We start from the raw sequence: 20,075 nt of genomic DNA on the forward strand, positions 1-20,075 counted from the left end.
CACTTCTTTGGTTTACAAGGGATTAGAGGGCAAAATAAATTTTAAACTCCCCTCAAAAAGGCAAACGATTTCGTTGCTACTGACAAAAAGGCCGCTCTGCTAGCAGCAGAACGGCCTTTAAATCATGTTGCATGATAATCACAACATGGTGATCTGCTTATGATGATGGACGACAGTTTAAATTCAGCAGCATCAGTTCCCTCAATGCTACCGAGAACTTGGCGAACTCATGAGTTGTACCAACCTTAAACTCGGCAAGAACAGTATCCCAACGGTGAATGGCTGCTTTATGCTGATCCATCCAGTTTTCAATCAACTCTTCTGCCTGCTCTACTTCGGTAGATGTGGTAATCACCGCAGACGTTAGCTGGCGTTGCTGCCAATCAAGATCTTCCCTGAACGAAGCGCGAGCCAATGCTTGCCAATGGTTTTCAACAGGCTGGTTATGAACCTGCTTGAGGAACCAATGCAATGAAAGATCTGCACCAACAACAAAGTACACACGAGAGATAAAGTCGATGTCTTTATCCAGCTCTTTGGCAATCTGCGCAATATCCATTGCTGAGTACAGGCTGCTCAGACGTGCGATGTTATGTGCAAGATCATCCGGGACGCCCTCTTTGATCATGCTATTAGCCTGTTCATTGTGCTCTTGCACCTCTTCCGTTACAAGGTAACTTTCAAGGTTATCCCGCAGCTTCTGAACAATTGGCTGATAGAAGGTGATCTGTTGTTCGATACCTAGCTTGCGATCACGGTTACGCAAGATCCAGCGAGTCACACGACGCAACATCCGACGGCATCGGTAAAGCATTTCATACTGTACTTCTGCCGGGAGAACGTTATCTAGCTCTCGGATCTGGCTAAAGAACTGCTTAAAGTTGAAGATCTCACGACCTACCGCATAAGCAGACGAAATCTCGACTACTGTTGAGCCCGTTTCTTCTTGCAAGCGGGTAACAAAGTTGCACCCCATCTCATTGGACATTTGGTTCGCCAGGGATGTCGCAATCAACTGCTGTTTCAGCGGGTGGTTTTCCATCTGAGAGCGATACTTTTCCTGCAATTCTTGCGGGAAGTAAGCTGGCAGCAAACGCGCATGGTAAGGATCATTGGCAATTTCATCAGTCACCATGTCCTCTTTCAGTACCATTTTGCCATAGGCAACCAGTACAGCCAGTTCAGGACGAGTCAGACCTGAACCTGCCTTCTCACGTTCGGCCAGTGTATCGTCATCAGGTAGGTACTCCAGCGCACGATCCAGCTTGCCTTCTTTCTCCAGGTAATGAATGAAGCGGATCTGCTCTTTCAGCAACTGCACCTGCTGCTGTTGGGTAACCGAAATTGACTCACTCTGGCAGTAGGCATTGTCCAAAACAATGTCGCCGACTTCGTCTTCCATGCGTTCCAGCAGCTCATTACGTTGCTTGTAAGTCAGATCGCCACCAGCAACCAGGCTGTTAAGAAGGATCTTGATGTTGACTTCATTATCCGAACAGTCAACGCCGCCCACATTATCAATAAAGTCGGTATTGACCAAACCACCACGGGACGCGAACTCAACACGCCCGAGCTGGGTCATACCCAAGTTCCCCCCCTCGCCGACTACTTTGGCACGAAGCTCACTGCCGTTGATACGAAGCACATCGTTAGCGCGGTCGCCTACATCAGTATGTGTTTCGCTCTGCGCTTTCACATAGGTACCAATACCGCCGTTCCACAGCAGGTCAACTTCCATCTGCAGAATCATACGAATCAGTTCGTTAGGCGGCATGCTTTGCTTACGTGTACCCAATAGTTTCTGGATCTGCGGTGTCAGTTTGATCGACTTGCTGCGACGTGAGAAGATCCCGCCCCCTTCAGAGATCAGGCTTTGATCATAATCTTCCCAGCTTGATCGAGGTAAGTTGAACAGGCGATTTCGCTCTTCCCAGCTTGAAGCTGAGTCCGGATTAGGATCCAGGAAAATATGCATATGGTTAAATGCCGCGACCAAACGGATATGTTTGGACAGTAGCATACCATTACCAAACACATCTCCAGCCATATCACCTACACCGGCACAGGTGAAATCAGTGGTCTGACAGTTGATACCTAATTCACGGAAGTGGCGCTTCACAGACTCCCAACCACCACGGGCTGTAATGCCCATCTTCTTGTGGTCGTAACCATTCGAGCCACCAGATGCAAAGGCATCACCCAGCCAAAAGTTATAGTCATCGGATACCGAGTTGGCCAAATCAGAGAATGTCGCAGTCCCCTTATCAGCCGCTACAACCAAATACGGGTCATCTTCATCATGACGAACAACATTGGCTGGTGGTAGTAGCTCACCATCGACAATATTATCGGTCACATCCAGCAATGCACGGATGAAGCGTTTATAACAACGCTGACCTTCGGCCCAGATTTCCTCTCGGGTAGACATCTGCGGCTGGCGTTTACAAACAAATCCACCTTTTGCACCTACCGGTACGATCACAGTGTTCTTAACTTGCTGTGCTTTGACCAAACCAAGGATTTCAGTTCGGAAATCTTCCTGACGATCTGACCAGCGAAGACCACCACGAGCCACTTTGCCGCCCCGCAGGTGAACACCTTCAATATCAGGCGCGTAGACAAAGATTTCGAAGAACGGGACCGGCGCCGGAATTTCAGGGATTTCCGACGGACGCAGTTTAAGAGAAAGCCAAGGTTTAGGATTACCCTTCTCGTCCTTCTGGTAGTAGTTCGTTCGCTGCGTCGCCATGATCATGTCCATGTAACGACGAATGATCCTATCGTCATCAAGACTTTCGACATGATCCAGTTTCTTGTTCAGCTTCTTAATCAGATCCTGTTCGGCTTTTTCTGAATGCTTCTTCGCCGGGTTGAAACGTAAGGCAAACAAGGAAACCAGATCTCGCGCCAAGTCGCTATGACTAGAAAGCGTCTCTTCAATATAGTGCTGACTGAACGGGAAACCCACCTGACGCATATAGCGTGCGAAACTACGCAAGATAGTAATTTCACGGCCGGTTAGGCCAGCACAAAGCACCAAGCGGTTAAAACCATCACTCTCAATTTCGTTATGCCAAATGGCGGCAAAGGCTTCCTGGAAACGATCACGAGCTTCGCTCAAATCAATACCAGTACAGGCATTGTGCAACATGGCGAAATCGAGGATCCAGTAAACCGTTCCATTGGCTGTTACAACCTGGTAAGGGGATTCACCGATGACGCGTAAGCCCAGGTTCTCGAGCATTGGCATCACATCGGAAAGGTGAATCGGCTTCTCACGATGGAAGAGTTTCAGTTTCACAAAGTGAGAATCAACCGCCTCTTCCTGTGGACGGTAGAAAAGCATACCCAGCTTATTGTCTTCGCTAAGGCTCTCCAGCTGTTCAATATCTGCCACCGCCGAGCCCGGCAACATCTGCTCTTTATAAGAACGAGGGAATGCCCGGGCATAGTTTTTCGCCAGTACTGTCCCTTCGCTTTCACCGAAGTTAGCAACCAAAGAAGTACTCAGACGATCTTCCCACGCAGAAGCAGCTTCAACCAGGTTATGTTCGATGGCTTTAACGTCTACATCAAAATTATTATTGTCGACACGCACTATATAATGAGTTCTCGCTAGTGGACTTTCCGAGAAGAAAGTGGTGAATTCAACGTTTTGATCAGATCCAAATGAGTCCCTGAGGATCTCCTGGGTCTTTCTTCGCAACTCAGTGTTGTAGCGCTCCTTGGTGACATACACCATACAGGAGAAGAAACGACCAAACGGATCACGGCGAACAAACAAGCGCAGCAAATCGCGATCCTGCATCTGTACGACACCGCAACCTACATCCAGCATTTCTTTTTCATTAGCCTGGATCAGCTCATCTCTTGGATAAGTCTCCAGCAAATTATTCAATGCTTTCCATGAGTGAGAGCCTGCCGGGTAGCCGCTAGCCTCAAGAATACGTGACATTTTATTACTGATTAGCGGAATGTTCATTGCTGTCTGATGGTACGCTGTCGAAGCGTAAAGGCCGGTGAAGCGGTGTTCGCCAATCACATTGCCTTCTTTATCGAAGCGCCTGATTCCGATGTAGTCTGTATATGCCGGGCGATGGATTTTCGATTTGCCGTTGCTCTTGGTCAAAATAAGCAACTCAGGTTTACGGGCCTCAAACCGTGCTGACTCAGGTAGCTCGGAAAGTTTCAGTGACCTTCCCTTTTTTGATTTACTTAGCAGCCCAAGCCCGCCCTCGTCACATGGTCTCAGCTCATAGTCGCCTTCAATAGGCACCAAGTCATACTGGTGATAACCCATAAAGGTAAAATTATGTCTGTTCACCCAGTCAAGAAACGCAATCGCTTCTTCACGGTGCGCGTTATCAACGGGTAGCTCTGCCGTTTTCAACTCTTTGACAATGCCCTGCATTTTGCTCTGCATACCTTGCCAATCATTAACGACCAAATCCACATCCTGCAGCACTTGTTCTAGTTCTTCTTTTAGTGCTTTCATCTCTGCTTTTTCGTTGAGACGATCTACTTCAATATGGAAAAGAGTCTGAAGATCACCACCTTTACCACACGCTTCGCTGATAGCACCGCTTTCATTCCGTTTAAAGAAATACGGGCCATTTAGCATAAGGTGGCTTGTGATACCAAGGCGGGTTAAGGTCATGCGGACGGAGTCCACAAGGAAAGGACGGTCAGGTGTTACGATTTCGACTACGGTATGCGTTGACTGCCAGCCGTAGCGACTAAGCGACGGATTGTATACTCGTACTGAAATTTGATCTGGTTTATTTTGCGCAAGATGGTGCCACAAACTCAGTACAGCACCATATAAGTCAGATTCATTCCGTTGAAGCAGATCATCATCTGCCAGTTGACCTAGTAATCTTTGAGCAAAAACTTCTACTAATGCCTGCTGAGGGATCTCAATCTTATCCTGGATTAAGCCATACACTTTCTCAAGCAGTACCGGCACTATAGGGTCAGGTGCGGTCATAGCAAATGCTCCATTTGTTATATCTATTATCGATCTAGTATAGGGTTTTATATCAATCCCATGTGCTATTTGGGGACTTAAGGCGCATGGGATCGGTATTCTTTCCGTGAGTGCTATTGTAGGGCGTTTTGTTGCGAATTGGTTACGTTAATAACACTGTTTAGGAAAGAAAAAATCGAATATGTGACTAAGGTTAAGATTTTGGCTGGATGGAACATCTGACATTGGTGAAAAGAGCAGCTAACGCGGTTATTTATCTTGTAAATTGGTATAACCAATTATTTCTACGATTATTTTTTCTTATATCAGGACCTAGTTTTATTTGCATACCCTTGAAGAATACGCGGTATTAACGATGGCTTTATCAATACCTTTTCTCGCCAAATGTTAACAAAAAGTAGCACACAAAAACTATTGCTACCCTATCTGCTCCAGGGTATCTAAACGATTTTGGTTATTCACCGTGATACGGAAGCGACCTTTTACTCCTAGCTGACTTAGAAATGGTCGAAACCGCGACGCTGGAAGCTGTAATTTCAAGCCATTGTCGGTAACGACCACAACGGTACTCGCAGCACCGGAATAGTGATTCAAGTATGACTGATAAGAGATGTAGACAGAAAAAGTATATGACTTCATAAAAATATAGAACTTGGTTCTGGTGACTAAGGTACTAGGAAAAGCCAAATGTAGAGCTTCGAGCGACTACAACCAGTCACTCGAAGCTCGCTACATATAGCTTACTGTTCTAGCGCTTTATGGACTTTCTCAAACAGGTCTTTCGCCAGGTTCTCCAGCTGAGACAGTTTCTCGAGTTCCGCGCGCATCAGTGCCTGCCGCTGCTCGTCATACTGACGATACTTCAAGAACGGTTCAATCAGACGTGAAGCAACTTGCGGGTTGCTAGCGTTCAGTGCCGTCAGGATCTCTGTCAGGAACTGATAACCAGAACCATCTTTCGCGTGGAAACGTACAGGGTTGTTCGCACAGAAGCTAGCAACCAGGCTACGGGTACGGTTAGGGTTCTTCAGGTCAAATGCAGCATGAGTCATGGTATTACGAACATTTTCCAATGCGTTCTCTGCCGGGTTCTTGCCCTGCAAAATGAACCATTTGTCCATAACCAAGCCATCGTGTGTCCACTTCTCGCTAAAGTCCGCCATTTGCGCTTCACGGCAAGCAAGACCTGCATTATTCGCCGCCGACATCGCAGCCATGGTATCTGTCATATTATCTGATTGCTGATACTGCTTGGCAGCAAGCTTGTCGCCGTTTTCAGTATTAGCCAGGTAAGACAAACAGGTATTTCGCAATGCACGCTTCGCCATCGCTTCATGGGAAATGCTGTACTCTGCCTGAGCAAGAGTTTGGTAGATAGCCGATAGCTCATCTTCCATTTCACTTGCCAGTACCGCTTCAAGCTGGCTCACTACCGCGTGGATTGCATCGACATCAACCGTTTTGTACCAACCTGCAACCTCGTTCTCGCTTGGTAGCGTCAGCATTTCGGCAATAAATGCCGGATCCAGTTTCTCGTCTAGCAGTACACCACGGAAGGCATCTACAACAGAAGCCGGTAATTCAAATGCTTCACCCTGCTGGACACGCTTAACATTTTCACGGATATATTTTGCCAACAAAATCTGACCGGCATCCCAGCGGGCAAATTCATTACGAGCATGAACCATCAAGAACGCCAGCTCATCGTCAGAGTAATCATATTCCAGTACTACGGGTGCCGAAAATTCACGCAGCATTGAGATAACTGGTTTTTCTTCGACGTTATCAAACTCAAATACTTGCTCAGCCTCTGTAACATCAAGCACATGGTGCACTTTTTTACCGTTACACTGTAACTCAACAACCTCACCGCGGCTGTCATATAGCTCGATATCGAATGGAATATGCAGAGGAAGCTTCTCTTCCTGACCAGCCGTCGGCGGGGTATGCTGTTTCACTGTGACACGGTAACACTTGCTGTCAGCATCGTAGCCTGTAACCACATTGACAACCGGCGTACCGGCCTGGCTATACCAGCGACGGAAGCGAGATAAATCAACACCAGAAGCATCTTCCATTGCCTGAACAAAGTCATCACAAGTCGCTGCCGTGCCGTCATGACGTTCAAAGTACAGCTTCATCCCGGCCTGGAAGTTCTGCTCGCCCAGCAAGGTGTGCATCATGCGAATAACTTCACTGCCCTTCTCATACACTGTCAGCGTATAGAAGTTATTCATCTCAATGACTTTTTCAGGACGAATTGGATGAGACATTGGGCCACGGTCTTCAGCAAACTGCGGACCACGAACAACACGAACGTTGTTGATACGGTTAACCGGACGCGAGCCCAGATCAGAAGAAAACTCCTGATCGCGGAACACCGTTAACCCTTCTTTCAAGCTTAATTGGAACCAGTCACGACAGGTTACGCGGTTACCGGTCCAGTTATGGAAATACTCATGGCCGATAACAGCTTCTATACCCTGGTAGTCGGTATCTGTCGCAGTTGCAGCGTTGGCGAGAACGTACTTAGAGTTAAAGACATTCAAGCCTTTGTTTTCCATTGCTCCCATGTTGAAGAAATCAACGGCAACAATCATATAGATATCAAGGTCATACTCAAGACCGAAACGCTCTTCGTCCCACTTCATCGAATTGATAAGTGACGTCATCGCATAGTCAGCACGATCCAGGTTGCCTTTATCGACAAAGATCTCTAACTCGACATTGCGGCCACTCATCGTGGTGTAAGAATCACGAAGTACATCGAAGTCACCGGCCACCAGTGCAAACAGGTAGCTTGGTTTCGGGAACGGGTCTTGCCACTGTACCCAGTGACGACCATTTTCAAGATCGCCCGAATCAATACGGTTACCGTTGCTAAGCAGGTATGGGAATGCTTCTTTGTCTGCAATAACCTTTGTGGTAAAGCGCGCCAGCACATCAGGACGATCCAGATAATAAGTAATGCGGCGGAAACCTTCCGCTTCACACTGGGTGCAGAAGCCACCACCTGACTTATACAATCCTTCCAGCAGCGTGTTGGCTTCTGGGTTTACTTCCGTTTCAATAGTTAGCTCAAACTCAGCTGGAACACCGTTGATAGTCAACCCGGTTTCTGTTTCAGCGTAATCAGTCCAAGCTTCGCCATTTACCTCGACACGAACGAGTTTTAGGCCATCACCATCTAAAACTAGCGGTACCTGCTTGTCTGCAAGACGCTTTATCTGGCTAGTTGCAACAATATGTGTATCCGTATCATGGAGATCAAACTCAAGGGCAATATCGGTAATGGTATATGCGGGAGCTTGATAATCAGCACGATATTTTGCAGTCGGCTGTGTTGTCGTTGGTTGTTCGGCCATATTGGTTTCCTTAATTATCCGCATGGGGCATTTATGCCGTTATATAAGCGGCTGACACCTGTCATTATTCTGCCTTTAAGTCTCTCAAACAAGGGGCTCTCCCCGAGTTCAATGAGAAACTCATTGCAAAGCAAGAACAGCTGGTGAAGAACTAGACAGTTTGATGAAGCGTGGTAGTTCGCTCTTTATCAATAACCGCCAGGTTGTCACTGCTGTTGTCATCTACCATGCTCGAAAATGGTTATTCGTTTTGGCTATACTTTTATAAGTAATCTTTAATAGCACAATCTGACAATTTCTCAGTATCACCCACATATTTATCAGGGTGATTGATAGTGGATTACTCTTTACAAAAATAATATGGTGAGTGGACTTGTTGTTTTCAAGGTTTCGGCGTAAGGTACGCCCCTATTTTTTTAGTCTATTTTGAATGGTTTCAGACAAATTAGGCTCAAAATAATGTAAAATTCTCGGATTGTGATAGACAACTACATTAGCTATGACTGATACAGGACACATTGGGGTTATCAACTCCCTGCTTGATACAGATGCATATAAACTTCATATGCAGCAAGCGATTTTTCATCAATACCCGAATATTGAAGCGGCTGCAGAATTCCACTGCCGAAGCCATGAAGACCTCCGTCCTTACTGTAATGATATCCAGGAACAGGTTAACCGCCTTGCTGATCTTTCCTTTACAGAGGAAGAGCTTGATTACCTAGCGACGCTACCTTTCTTCAAAGCAGACTACTTAGACTATTTGAAGAGCTTCAAGCTTGATAGCAACCAGGTAGAGATTGATGCCTCAGGTGAGCAACTGACCATTAAAATCACAGGAAAATGGATTGACGTCATCCTGTGGGAAGTTCCTCTGCTCGCGATTATCAGTGAAGTACGCTCATCAAAGTGCTATCCAAACTCTTCAGCCGATGACGCTATCAAGCAACTAAAAGAAAAGCTTTCTGACTTTTACAGCAAAGCAGAAGGTACCGATTTAAGCCAGTTTAACCTGGTTGATTTTGGTAGCCGCCGACGTTTCTCCAAAGATGTCCACCACGCAGTGGTTGATTTCCTAAAAGACAACATGCCTGAGTTCAAGGGGACGTCGAACTATCACCTGGCTCGTACTCGTGGCCTGACACCAGTAGGCACCCAGGCACATGAATGGTTCCAGGCACACCAGCAACTATCTGGTGAACTGGCAGACTCACAGCAACTGGCACTCAACCGCTGGCTACAGGAATATCCTGATTCGTTAGGTATTGCCCTGACTGACTGCATCAATATGGATGCCTTCCTGCGAGATTTTGACTTGCGCCTGTCCAAACGCTTCACCGGACTGCGCCATGACAGCGCCGACCCTATTGCCTGGGGTGAAAAAGCAATCAAACATTACGAATCACTTGGTATTGACCCGAAAACAAAGACGCTTGTCTTCTCTGACAGCCTGACTCTTGATAAGGCGCTTAATATCTATAAGCACTTCGCCCATAGAGTCAATATTAGCTTTGGTATCGGTACCCAGCTTACCTGCGATCTTCCTGACGTAAAAACCCTGAACATCGTTATTAAGCTGACTGAGTGTGAAGGGCGACCTGTCGCTAAAATATCTGACGAACCAGGCAAGAGTATCTGCCGCGATGAGGGTTATCTGACTCAGCTTCGACAGGCATTTAAAATCGCAAACAGCTAATACAACAAGTATGAGCATTAAAAAACAAGGCCTGCAAATTTGCAGGCCTTGTTTTTTCAATCTGAAATAACGCTCAAACAGATGATCCCTACTCTCTCCGCATTATTGCTTCCATTCCAAATTGCTTATTCGTCAATGTCAGGGTATCTGAGCCAAGTAAAAACTGGCTATCATGCTGGCCGTCTTCGTAAATTAATACAATGCGGTCATCCTCAATAAAATATATTCCCTGATGTTCTTTTTTCTTTCCATTAGATCCAGACACCTCGGCCGAAAATAAAAAGTCTGGACGCAACGAAATCGATAACTCAGAAACACCATCTCCGACATCATTGCCCGATATACGCGATGAGCGCCAATTACCAGGAAGGTTTTCAGGTGCGAGCTTGGTAAACCTAGCACCATCAAGCAGGAACTGATTGTAACTCAACATATAGCTATGCTGTTGTTCTGGTTGACCTTTTGCTAAAAAAGTTAGCGTTGTTTCATCAATGTCGTATTTACCGTCCCATTCTTCAACGGTACCGTCAACCTGGAGTAATCGTATTACAAATCGATAGGACGATTTGAACTTTATATTCATTGCCCGATAGCTCGTTCCTTCACTATCAACACCATCATCAGTGTTACTGAACCAATACCAGTCACCTAATAGCAATGGGTAATCAAACTCTGTTAAATCATCGGCATACAAGTGAGAACTAAATGAACTAAAGGATAAGACAATTGCAAATAGATAAGATTTAAGCATAGTGCTACCCCAACAACGAAATAAAGTTCTTCTTAAACCCTAGCCTGCAATACTATTTTGCGCTTAGAAATATGATTAATCTCACATAATTTGACCATCAGTCTCAATAATGAGACACAGTCAATAACTGATGATTCTGTCCTTAATAAGAAAAAACAGTAGATGCAAAGAAAGGGTTGATATTTCAGAGAGGTGTTATAAACAAAAAACGGCACCAAAAGATTGGTGCCGTTTTATTACGTGGTATTAATTAGCTAGAGACTCTTACCAAGTCAGCCGTGATTGCAACGGCCTCGTCCAGGTAGGCATCTGGCGCTTCATAGTCCTTTGGAATGTCATCCAAAGAAGCAAATGTTTTCTTGCCTAACGCTTTTTGACGCTTATTAAGACGAGCCAAACGTTCTGCCTCATCTCTCTCTTGCTCGGCTATACGTTTATTTTCATTCAGCGAGATAGAATTAATATCTTTCTCTTTTTTATACTGGTTAATGTCTTCCTGTATAAAACCGAATTCCATATCTTTACTGATTCGCGCTTCGTGCTTCGATTTCAGTGACGGTAGCATGGCAGAGAAGTTATAGATCTTCTGATAGCTTGCTGGCTTGATGCTATCCCACGGTAACGCGTTATCCTCGACACTCTCACCAGTTTCAGCCGGATCAATCGCAGTCGGGAACGGCACATCAGGAACAACACCCAAGTTTTGCGTACTTCCGCCATTGATACGATAGAATTTCTGAATCGTATATTGCACATGGCCAAGAGGCTTATCGAACAAATCGTAGATATGATTCAACGAACGGTGCTGTTGAACCGTACCTTTACCGAATGATTGCTCACCAAGTACGACAGCACGACCGTAATCTTGCATAGCTGCCGCAAAAATCTCGGACGCCGATGCACTGTAGCGGTTGACCAGTACCGTCAACGGGCTGTCAAAGTAAACACGATCATCCGAATCACCGTTAACTTTTACTCGACCGTAACTATCACGCACCTGCACTACAGGGCCACTGTTAATGAACAGCCCGGTTAATGCAGTCGCCTCAGTCAGTGCACCACCACCGTTGTTGCGCAAGTCAATAACAATGCCGTCAACTTGCTGGTCATTCAGCTTACCGATCTCTTTCTTGGTATCTTCAGACAAGCCGACATAGAAGCTAGGGATCTCAATCACACCAACTTTTCTGCCCTGCGAGAATTTAACCGAAGACTTTACAGCACGGTCTTCAAGACGGATCTTGTCGCGCACAATAGTGACATCGTAACTTTTTGAATTCTTACCCTCAGGCAAGATCTCCAGCTTAACCTTACTCCCCTTAGGGCCTTTGATTAGCTGAACAACATCGTCCAAACGCCAACCGATCACATCGACCATATCTTTGCCGTCTTGGGCAACACCAATGATTCGGTCACCAGCCGCAAGTTTTTTGGAAGCCGATGCCGGACCACCAGCTACCAGCGAACGGATAACGGTATAGTCATCGACAACCTGCAACACAGCCCCAATTCCTTCAAGAGACAAGTTCATCTCTGCCTGGAACTGTTCGGCGTTACGCGGTGACAAATAGCTGGTATGTGGATCAACCTCACGAGCAAATGCATTCATATAGATCTGGAATACATCCTCGTTATGAGTCTGGGTCAGGCGCTTCAACGCATTGTTGTAACGCTTATCCAGTGTTTCTTTGATTTCCTTCCACTCTTTACCCGCAAGCTTCAGGTTAAGCGCATCGTATTTGACTCGCTTACGCCACAACTCGTTTAATTCATTACGATCTTTTGCCCATTCAAGCTCAGATCGATCCAGAACAAAGTCTTCATCGATATCGAAAGCCATTTCTCTATCCAGTAACGTCAACGCATACTGGTAGCGATCATAACGACGCTCTAGCAACTTGTTAAACATGTCATACGCAGCCGTTGACTCACCTCGTTTGAGCTGATCATCTAACTGGTATTCCCATTTTTTAAATTGCCTGATATCTGAAGCTGTAAGGAAGCTTTTGTTGAAGTCCAGCATTTCGATATAGCGATCGAACACGCTGGCAGAGAATTGGTCATCAAGAGTGAATTGCTTGTAGTGCGATCGGGTGAACCGCGAAGCTATCCTTTTACTTGCTGTAGCATGCTGCTTTTCAGGAGCAAGCTGCGGCAAATCACTTAACGAATACTTGGCCTCTAGGGCCTGAGCTGAAGCTGCTAGCATCATGCCAGCAGCGATCAGTGAGAAACGGAATCGACATTTCATACGTCGAGCATTCTCCTTTACGAACGAAGGTGCTCCGCTTTAACTACCATGGTCAAACCATTGTTTAAACGAACACGCACATCGTCTTTATTGATTTCAACGATAGTCGCCGGCATGTTTCCGTTACCCATGTTAACACTAACGTTCTTGCCAACTTTCACTTCATCAGCTGTCAGTGCACGGGTCGTTTCAGCAGGCTTTTTATTTAGCTTAGTCGTTTTTTGCTTAGTGCTCTTTGGTTTAGATGATTTTGCACGAATTTTTTTCGCTTTCGCTTCACCATCTTTGCTTGCAGCAGCTTTCGCCTCTGCCTGCTCTTTACGACGAGCTCGTACTTTAGCCTTGCTCTCTTCCAGTGCCTTCTTAGCGTGTTCTACGTGCTCTTCTTCCAACACGCCACACTCGTTACCATCAAGGTCGACACGACTTGCACCGGCTTTAACACCATGAAGGTAACGCCAGGAAGAAGTATATTGACGCAGAGCTGTACGCAACTGAGTTTTACTTACTTTGGGATCTTCGTTCAAACGCTCAGCGAGCTCTTGGAAGATACCAATTTTTAGAGGCTTTGCTTCACCTTCAACAGTAAAACATTTAGGGAAACGCTCAGCAATGTATGCAATCACTTCTTTACTGTTCGTTAGCTTTTCAGAGTTTTCCATGGACTTTCCTGACAAATGCGAGTGAAACTCGCCGTTAGTACTTTGATCAAAAAGAAATAGTCTCGCTATTATAGTTACCTAACGCTGAAAAACCACCGAAAGCATGCAATTAGAGCCTTTTTTGTAGTTCCTCAACCAAAGTTACTAGTCCATCCTCGTCAGATTGGTCAAATCTTGATAAATTTGGACTATCAATATCCAATACTCCATAAAGCTCCCCTTTAACTGTAAACGGGATCACTATCTCAGAATTGCTCGCGGCATCGCAGGCAATATGTCCTTCAAACTGGTGCACATCAGCAATACGCTGAACGCGATTCTCTGCAATTGCTGTCCCGCATACACCACGGCCGACAGGAATACGGACACAAGCCGGATTACCCTGAAATGGACCAAGTACAAGCTGGTCACCTTTCAGAAAGTAGAAACCAGCCCAGTTAATATCTTCTAACTCCATATAGAGTAAGGCACTAATATTAGAAATATTAGCAATGAGATCTGGCTCGCCTTCGATCAGTGAAACCGCCTGGTTAGTGAGTCGTTTGTAAAATGCTGCTTTATTATCCATGGCTTACTCCTTTTATAGCCGTTAGAATGGCGACCCTCATTAGTAATAGGAATCATTATCACTGTGAAAGGCAATTCGAATCAAATGATTAACTGGTCTTGGCTGATAAAGCAAGCAAAACATCACCGTCCCAGACTGGTAGCGGCAAATATCATCGCGCTGGTCGCAACGTTAATCAGTGTCCCTATCCCGCTGCTGATGCCCTTGATGGTTGACGAAATTTTGTTGGACAAGCCGGCTGGCGGGATTCAATTTCTCAACGTTTTTCTGCCTGAATCATTGCAGCAACCAACCGCCTACATCCTCCTTGTTCTTCTCCTTGTCATTTTGATGCGGGCAGGGAGCCAGGCACTGAATATTCTCCAGAGTCGCCAGTTCACGCTAGTCGCCAAAGATATTACCTACAAAATGCGTCAGCATCTCATCGACAAACTTGGTCGGATCAGCATGCGCCAATACGAAGAGAGAGGTAGCGGCGGAATCACTTCACACCTTATTACCGATGTCGAAACTATCGATAAGTTCGTCGGAGATACCTTAAGCCGTTTCCTCATCGGCTTGCTGACCGTCGTTGGTACTGCTGCTATTCTGCTATGGCTGAACTGGCAACTCGGCCTGTTCATTTTGTTGATCAACCCTGTTGTCATCTATGCCTCCAAGATGATGGGAAACAGAGTTAAAACCCTTAAGAAAAAAGAAAACCAGGCTTTCGAGAAATTCCAGCAACGCCTGGTCGAAACACTTGATGGGATCTATCAGCTTCGGGCCGCCAATCGCGAACGGGATTTTCTTACTCAGCTAAAATCGAGCGCCAACGACATTCGACATGATGCCGACAAGTATGCCTGGCAGTCGGAAGCCGCCGGACGGATATCTTTCCTTTTGTTCCTTATTGGTTTCGAGCTGTTCAGGGCAATGGCAATGCTCATGGTGCTATTTAGCGACTTAACCATTGGTCAGATGTTTGCTGTCTTCGGCTACCTATGGTTCATGCTCGGTCCAGTTCAGGAACTGCTTGGGATTCAGTTTGCCTGGTACAGTGCCTCTGCAGCCATGCAGCGCCTAAATGGTCTGATTGCCCTAGAAGAAGAAGTTCGACCAACCCCGAAAGTCAATCCTTTCAACGAGGGAGAATCGCTTCAAATCGATATGCGTGCTCTGCATTTTGCCTATGATGAAGACAAAGAAGTCCTTCGGGGACTTAATCTGACGATTCCTTCCGGCAAACGTGTTGCACTTGTTGGCTCGTCTGGCGGCGGTAAATCAACGCTCATCCAGCTTTTATTGGGGATTTACCAAAAGGACCATGGCGACATCTTTATCAATGGCTGCCCTATTGAAGATGTGGGCTACGAGGCCCTGCGTAACAAGATGGCCGTTGTACTGCAGCACCCGGTGCTATTCAATGACACCCTGAGACACAACCTTAGCCTGGGGGCACAATTTAGTGATCAGGAACTATGGCAAGCACTTGAGATAGCCCAAATGGCCGATGTAACCCAACGCCTGACCGACGGGCTGGATACAGAAATCGGACGTCAGGGCATTCGCCTCTCAGGTGGACAACGTCAACGGCTGGCTATCGCCCGGATGATTCTCGCTAATCCTGAGTTTGTTATTTTGGATGAGGCTACATCGGCATTGGATACCGCCACCGAGGCGGCTTTACATACTGCTCTTAATCAGTTTTTAGCCAACCGAACCACACTGATTGTGGCACACCGTTTATCTGCGGTTAAGGAAGCTGATTTAATCTACGTGCTCGAAGATGGCCAGGTAAGCCAAACCGGCACTCATTCTGAGCTAGTCAATGAAGAAGGCCTGTATCAAACCCTATATGGTTCGGTACAATCTGCTGATAGTTCAACAGTTAATGCGCAACTACCTGTAGCCAGATTGAATGTAAAATAATATAGTGTTCATTTTTTACGACCCCGATTAAAAGCTGCTTAGTTTTTGATCTATTTAAAGGATTAAACAACCATGTCAATGGCAAGACTCTGCCCCGGTTGCGACTTACCTGTCATGCCTCAGGTCGCCCTTCAGGGACACAGTGCCTATTGCCCGCGCTGCAATACACGCCTTTATCGCGGCGGGCATTTTCACTTTACTGGTGAGCTGGCCATTGCCATGACATGTTTAATCCTTTTTATTCCGGCGCATGTATTCCCGTTAATTACCATTCGCCTCTTTGGAGTGATGATCCCTGCATCCCTTCCTTCCGGAACGATCACACTAGCCTCTAATTTTCCGGCCGTCGCCGTACTCATTTTGTTCTGCAGTACCATAGCACCACTGCTGGTCTGCTTATCGGTACTCGGCGCGCAAGCCGGATTAAAGTTCAGACGATTCAAGCTCTTTCGCACCTCCGTATGGATTATCGAACACCTCAAATACTGGGCGATGTTTGATGTCTTTCTGGTCAGCCTGGCAATATCCTGTTTCAAGGTACAAGACTATGCAGATATTTACGTCGGCCCTGGGCTGTACTCGCTAATCCTGTTACAGGTCCTGATGTCGCTGCTAATCACCCGCATCAGTGTCAACCGTTACTGGGAAGCCTGGCAGCCAGAGACCGAGCACAAACCAAATGAGCTAAAAGCCCATTGCCATACTTGTCACCTTACCCAGGCTCATACAGATACCTGCGTTCGTTGTGCGTCGCCACTGTATCTTCGCATGCCTCATTCAATTCAAAAAACGTGGGCACTGCTAATTGCCGCGACGGTTTTCATTTTCCCTGCAAACCTTTTCCCGATATCTATTTTTCTGAATAACGGCAAACGGGTTGAAGACACGATTTTTTCTGGCGTAGCCTCCCTGGTAAAAACAGATATGACAGGCATCGCCATCATCATCTTTATTGCCAGTATCGTTGTGCCGGTCGCCAAGATTCTGGGTTTGGCCTATTTACTATTGGCCATCCAATTCAAACGAAAGATAAACCACCTTCACCGTATGAAACTCTATCGGATCGTGCAGTGGATAGGAAAATGGTCGATGATGGATCTATTTGTGATTTCCCTTATGGTAGCCTTAATCGACCGCGACCAACTTCTTGATTTTACACCCGGTCCGGGAGCAATAGCCTTCGGGGTTGTGGTGGTTCTCACTATGCTTGCAGCAGAAAGCTTAGATTCTCGCCTGATATGGGACAACTATGAACAACGGACAAAATAATCAACAACCAGAACCGGTTAATATCAAGCGCGACCGAGGAATATCTCCCTTATGGATCCTCCCGCTACTTGCGCTTGTCCTTGCTGGCTGGCTCGTCTTTAAAGCCGTCAATGAAGCCGGGCAACGGATTAAAATCCACTTCAATGATGCGGCGGGCCTAACTGCGGGGCGTACGACTATCCGTTATCAGGGCCTGGAAGTTGGTATTGTTCGTGATGTAAGCCTGTCTGACGACCTTCAAAGTATATATGCCGAAGCAGACATCTATCCTGAAGCGGTTCAGGTCCTTAAAGAAGGGACTCGTTTCTGGCTAGTAAAGCCTAAAGCGTCAATCACCGGTATATCCGGTCTCGATGCGTTGGTTTCTGGTAACTATATCGCTCTGCAACCCGGTGGAGGCAAAACAGCCTATGAGTTTAAAGCGCTCGATACTCAACCATCCGATACCCCCCTTGGGCAAGGCCTGAAGATTCAGTTGCGGGCACCAAATCTTGGTTCTGTCAGTATTGGCTCTCAGGTGCTGTATAAAAAAATCCCTGTGGGTGAGGTCTATAACTACACGCTTAGCAATAACAGAAAACGAGTACTGATCGACATTCTGATCAAGCCTCAGTTTGCCGAGCTGGTCACCAACAAAAGCCGCTTCTGGAATGTGAGTGGTATGAGCGCCAATGTCGGCTTTAATGGTATTGATGTCCAGTTTGAAAGTCTGTCCGCCATGATTGGCGGTGCGATTGCCTTTGATTCTCCCGATGAAGGTATAGCCATTGAGCCCAACCACCTGTTCCGCCTCTATCCTGATCTGAATACTGCAGGTCGAGGCATCGCTATCACCGTTGACCTGCCTGACGGAAGTAATATCAGCACCACTGGTGCACCTATCATCTATCGCGGACTGGAGATAGGACAAATTTCTGCACTGCGACTAGACGAGGAAAGACAAAAGATTGTCGCCCATGCAGCAATAGAACCAAGTATGAGCGATTTGCTAACGACGGGTTCTCGTATGCTGCTTGAAGAAGCTGAAGTCTCTCTTACTGGCGTGAAAAATATCGGTAACCTGATCCGGGGGAACTACCTCACCTTGATCCCGGGCGAAGGCGAAAAAGCTCGCCAGTTTAAGGCCATTACCCAGGATGAACTTCAGGAACAGCAGCCTGGTGTTGCCAACTTCTCTCTGTACGCCGACAGCAGTCATGGTATCGAGCGCGGCACAAAACTTAAGCACCGCGGTATTGAAGTCGGCCGGGTAAAGAAAGTGCAGCTTGAAGACAAACGCGTTCGTTTCGATGTAATCGTTATGCCGGAGCACACAGCCTTGGTTCGCTCTGCCAGTCGTTTCTACCTTGATGGTGGGATTCAGGCCAGCCTTAGCTCCAAAGGCCTGGATGTAAATGTACCGCCTGCCGATCAACTGATCAGCCAAAATATCAGCTTCACCAGTGCTGGTAGTACCAAGATCCAAAAAAGCTACCCGCTGTATAAGAATCAGCAACTTGCCAAATTGGCTGCCGAAAGCCTGCACGGCACTGCAAAACTAACCTTGTTTGCTGATGAGCTTCCGCCAGTTTCAGAAGGCAGTCCTATCCTTTACCGAAACCTGCAAGTTGGTGAAGTGAAGAGCTATGCCCTATCGCGTGACGGCGTCACTATCTCTATCGCCATTGACAACAAATATCGCCACCTGATCAAAGCTGATACCGTTTTCTGGAACCGCTCAGGCGTTGAAGTAGAGGCCGGCCTAGACGGTGTAAATATCAAAGCCGATCCAATCAGCAGCTTGATTAAAGGCGGCATTGCCTTTGACGAACTTGCAGGTGTATCAAACAAAGCAGGTAAACGATATAAGCTCTACCCTAGCCTCAAAGATGCTAAAGGCTTTGGCCTGCTTATTACGATGACCGCTGACAATGCCAAAGCCATCTCCGTCAATTCAGACATCCGCTATCAGGGCGTCAATGTCGGCAAGGTTATCGAGACGACCCCTGATTTTACAGCGGGCAATGTTAAGATCACTGCTCGCCTCTTCCCCAAATATGCGGAACTGCTTGCCAAGTCCAACAGTTACTTCTGGGTCGTTACGCCAAAAATCAGCCTGACCGGAGCCAAGAACCTGGACACATTGTTAAGCAGCTATATCGCAGTGGCACCTGGCGATGGCCATTACTCCCAAACCTTCGAGCTGGGAACAGCTGAAATCGCCAAATCAGGCTTAACGGTTATTCTGGAGAGTGAAGAGCGAGGCTCGATTAATGAAGGGACTCCGCTTCTTTATCGCGACATCCAAGTCGGCCAGGTTGTAAAGGTCTCGTTAGGTGAGCTGGCTGATCGTGTCATCCTGAAAGCCCAGGTTGAAGAAGAGTATAGCCACCTTGTTCGCACCGACACCGTGTTCTGGAATGTCTCCGGTCTTGATGTCACTATCGGACTAACAGGTGCATCCGTGCAATCCGGTACAGTCGACAGCTTGATACGCGGCGGTATTGCTTTCGCCACCCCAGAAAAACAACCGCTGTCATCAATAGCCAAGCCGGAAACCCACTTCTTGTTGAACAAACAAGCCAAGCCAGAATGGAAAACATGGCGAACCGCAATACCGCGCCATTAGCGAGACT

Annotated in this window: 11 protein-coding genes; 4 read left to right on the plus strand and 7 right to left on the minus strand. The window is 46.7% G+C overall.

What is annotated here, in order from left to right; all coding sequences use genetic code 11:
- Positions 1–157: 157 nt before the first annotated feature.
- The 3 genes from L4D19_RS22570 to pepN all read right to left on the minus strand — a co-directional run bounded on the left by L4D19_RS22570 (position 158) and on the right by pepN (position 8,352).
- Entirely contained in the window at positions 158–4,987 is a 4,830-nt protein-coding gene (locus L4D19_RS22570) for an NAD-glutamate dehydrogenase (RefSeq protein WP_428454350.1), read from the minus strand.
- A 417-nt stretch (positions 4,988–5,404) separates the two neighbouring features.
- Positions 5,405–5,626, minus strand: a complete 222-nt coding sequence (locus L4D19_RS22575; protein ID WP_428454351.1) for a DUF2835 domain-containing protein — start codon at positions 5,624–5,626, stop codon at positions 5,405–5,407.
- Positions 5,627–5,727: 101 nt separating this feature from the next.
- Positions 5,728–8,352: an aminopeptidase N gene (gene pepN / locus L4D19_RS22580; protein ID WP_428454352.1), complete on the minus strand. Its 2,625-nt coding sequence runs from the start codon at positions 8,350–8,352 to the stop codon at positions 5,728–5,730.
- A 499-nt stretch (positions 8,353–8,851) separates the two neighbouring features.
- Here pepN and pncB point away from each other — a divergent pair, with 499 nt between their 5' ends.
- Positions 8,852–10,048 carry a nicotinate phosphoribosyltransferase gene (pncB, locus tag L4D19_RS22585; RefSeq protein WP_428454353.1) on the plus strand — a complete coding sequence of 399 codons (1,197 nt, stop codon included), beginning with the start codon at positions 8,852–8,854 and terminating at the stop codon, positions 10,046–10,048.
- An 88-nt stretch (positions 10,049–10,136) separates the two neighbouring features.
- On the opposite strand, the gene L4D19_RS22590 is transcribed toward pncB, so the two are convergent.
- The 4 genes from L4D19_RS22590 to L4D19_RS22605 all read right to left on the minus strand — a co-directional run bounded on the left by L4D19_RS22590 (position 10,137) and on the right by L4D19_RS22605 (position 14,280).
- Positions 10,137–10,799: a lipocalin family protein gene (locus L4D19_RS22590; protein WP_428454354.1), complete on the minus strand. Its 663-nt coding sequence runs from the start codon at positions 10,797–10,799 to the stop codon at positions 10,137–10,139.
- Between the two features lie 250 nt (positions 10,800–11,049).
- Positions 11,050–13,050, minus strand: coding sequence for a carboxy terminal-processing peptidase (prc, locus tag L4D19_RS22595; RefSeq protein WP_428454355.1), 2,001 nt, complete (start codon positions 13,048–13,050; stop codon positions 11,050–11,052).
- A gap of 17 nt (positions 13,051–13,067) precedes the next feature.
- Positions 13,068–13,712: an RNA chaperone ProQ gene (gene proQ, locus L4D19_RS22600; protein WP_160657198.1), complete on the minus strand. Its 645-nt coding sequence runs from the start codon at positions 13,710–13,712 to the stop codon at positions 13,068–13,070.
- Positions 13,713–13,821: 109 nt separating this feature from the next.
- Entirely contained in the window at positions 13,822–14,280 is a 459-nt protein-coding gene (locus L4D19_RS22605; protein WP_428454356.1) for a GAF domain-containing protein, read from the minus strand.
- 84 nt (positions 14,281–14,364) lie between these two features.
- Between L4D19_RS22605 and L4D19_RS22610 the strand changes: the two genes are divergently transcribed.
- From L4D19_RS22610 to L4D19_RS22620, 3 genes are all read left to right on the plus strand, one after another.
- Positions 14,365–16,191 carry an ABC transporter ATP-binding protein gene (locus tag L4D19_RS22610; RefSeq protein WP_428454357.1) on the plus strand — a complete coding sequence of 609 codons (1,827 nt, stop codon included), beginning with the start codon at positions 14,365–14,367 and terminating at the stop codon, positions 16,189–16,191.
- Positions 16,192–16,263: 72 nt separating this feature from the next.
- Positions 16,264–17,460 (plus strand): PqiA/YebS family transporter subunit, encoded by a 1,197-nt coding sequence (locus L4D19_RS22615; RefSeq protein ID WP_428454358.1) that lies wholly within the window; start codon positions 16,264–16,266, stop codon positions 17,458–17,460.
- A complete protein-coding gene (locus L4D19_RS22620; RefSeq protein WP_428454359.1) occupies positions 17,441–20,068 on the plus strand; it encodes an MlaD family protein in 2,628 nt (875 codons plus the stop codon). Before L4D19_RS22615 ends, L4D19_RS22620 begins: the two co-directional genes overlap by 20 nt.
- The last annotated feature ends 7 nt before the right edge of the window (positions 20,069–20,075 follow it).

The organism is Photobacterium kasasachensis, assembly GCF_050336885.1.
In the GTDB taxonomy this organism is placed as follows: Bacteria; Pseudomonadota; Gammaproteobacteria; order Enterobacterales; family Vibrionaceae; genus Photobacterium; species Photobacterium kasasachensis.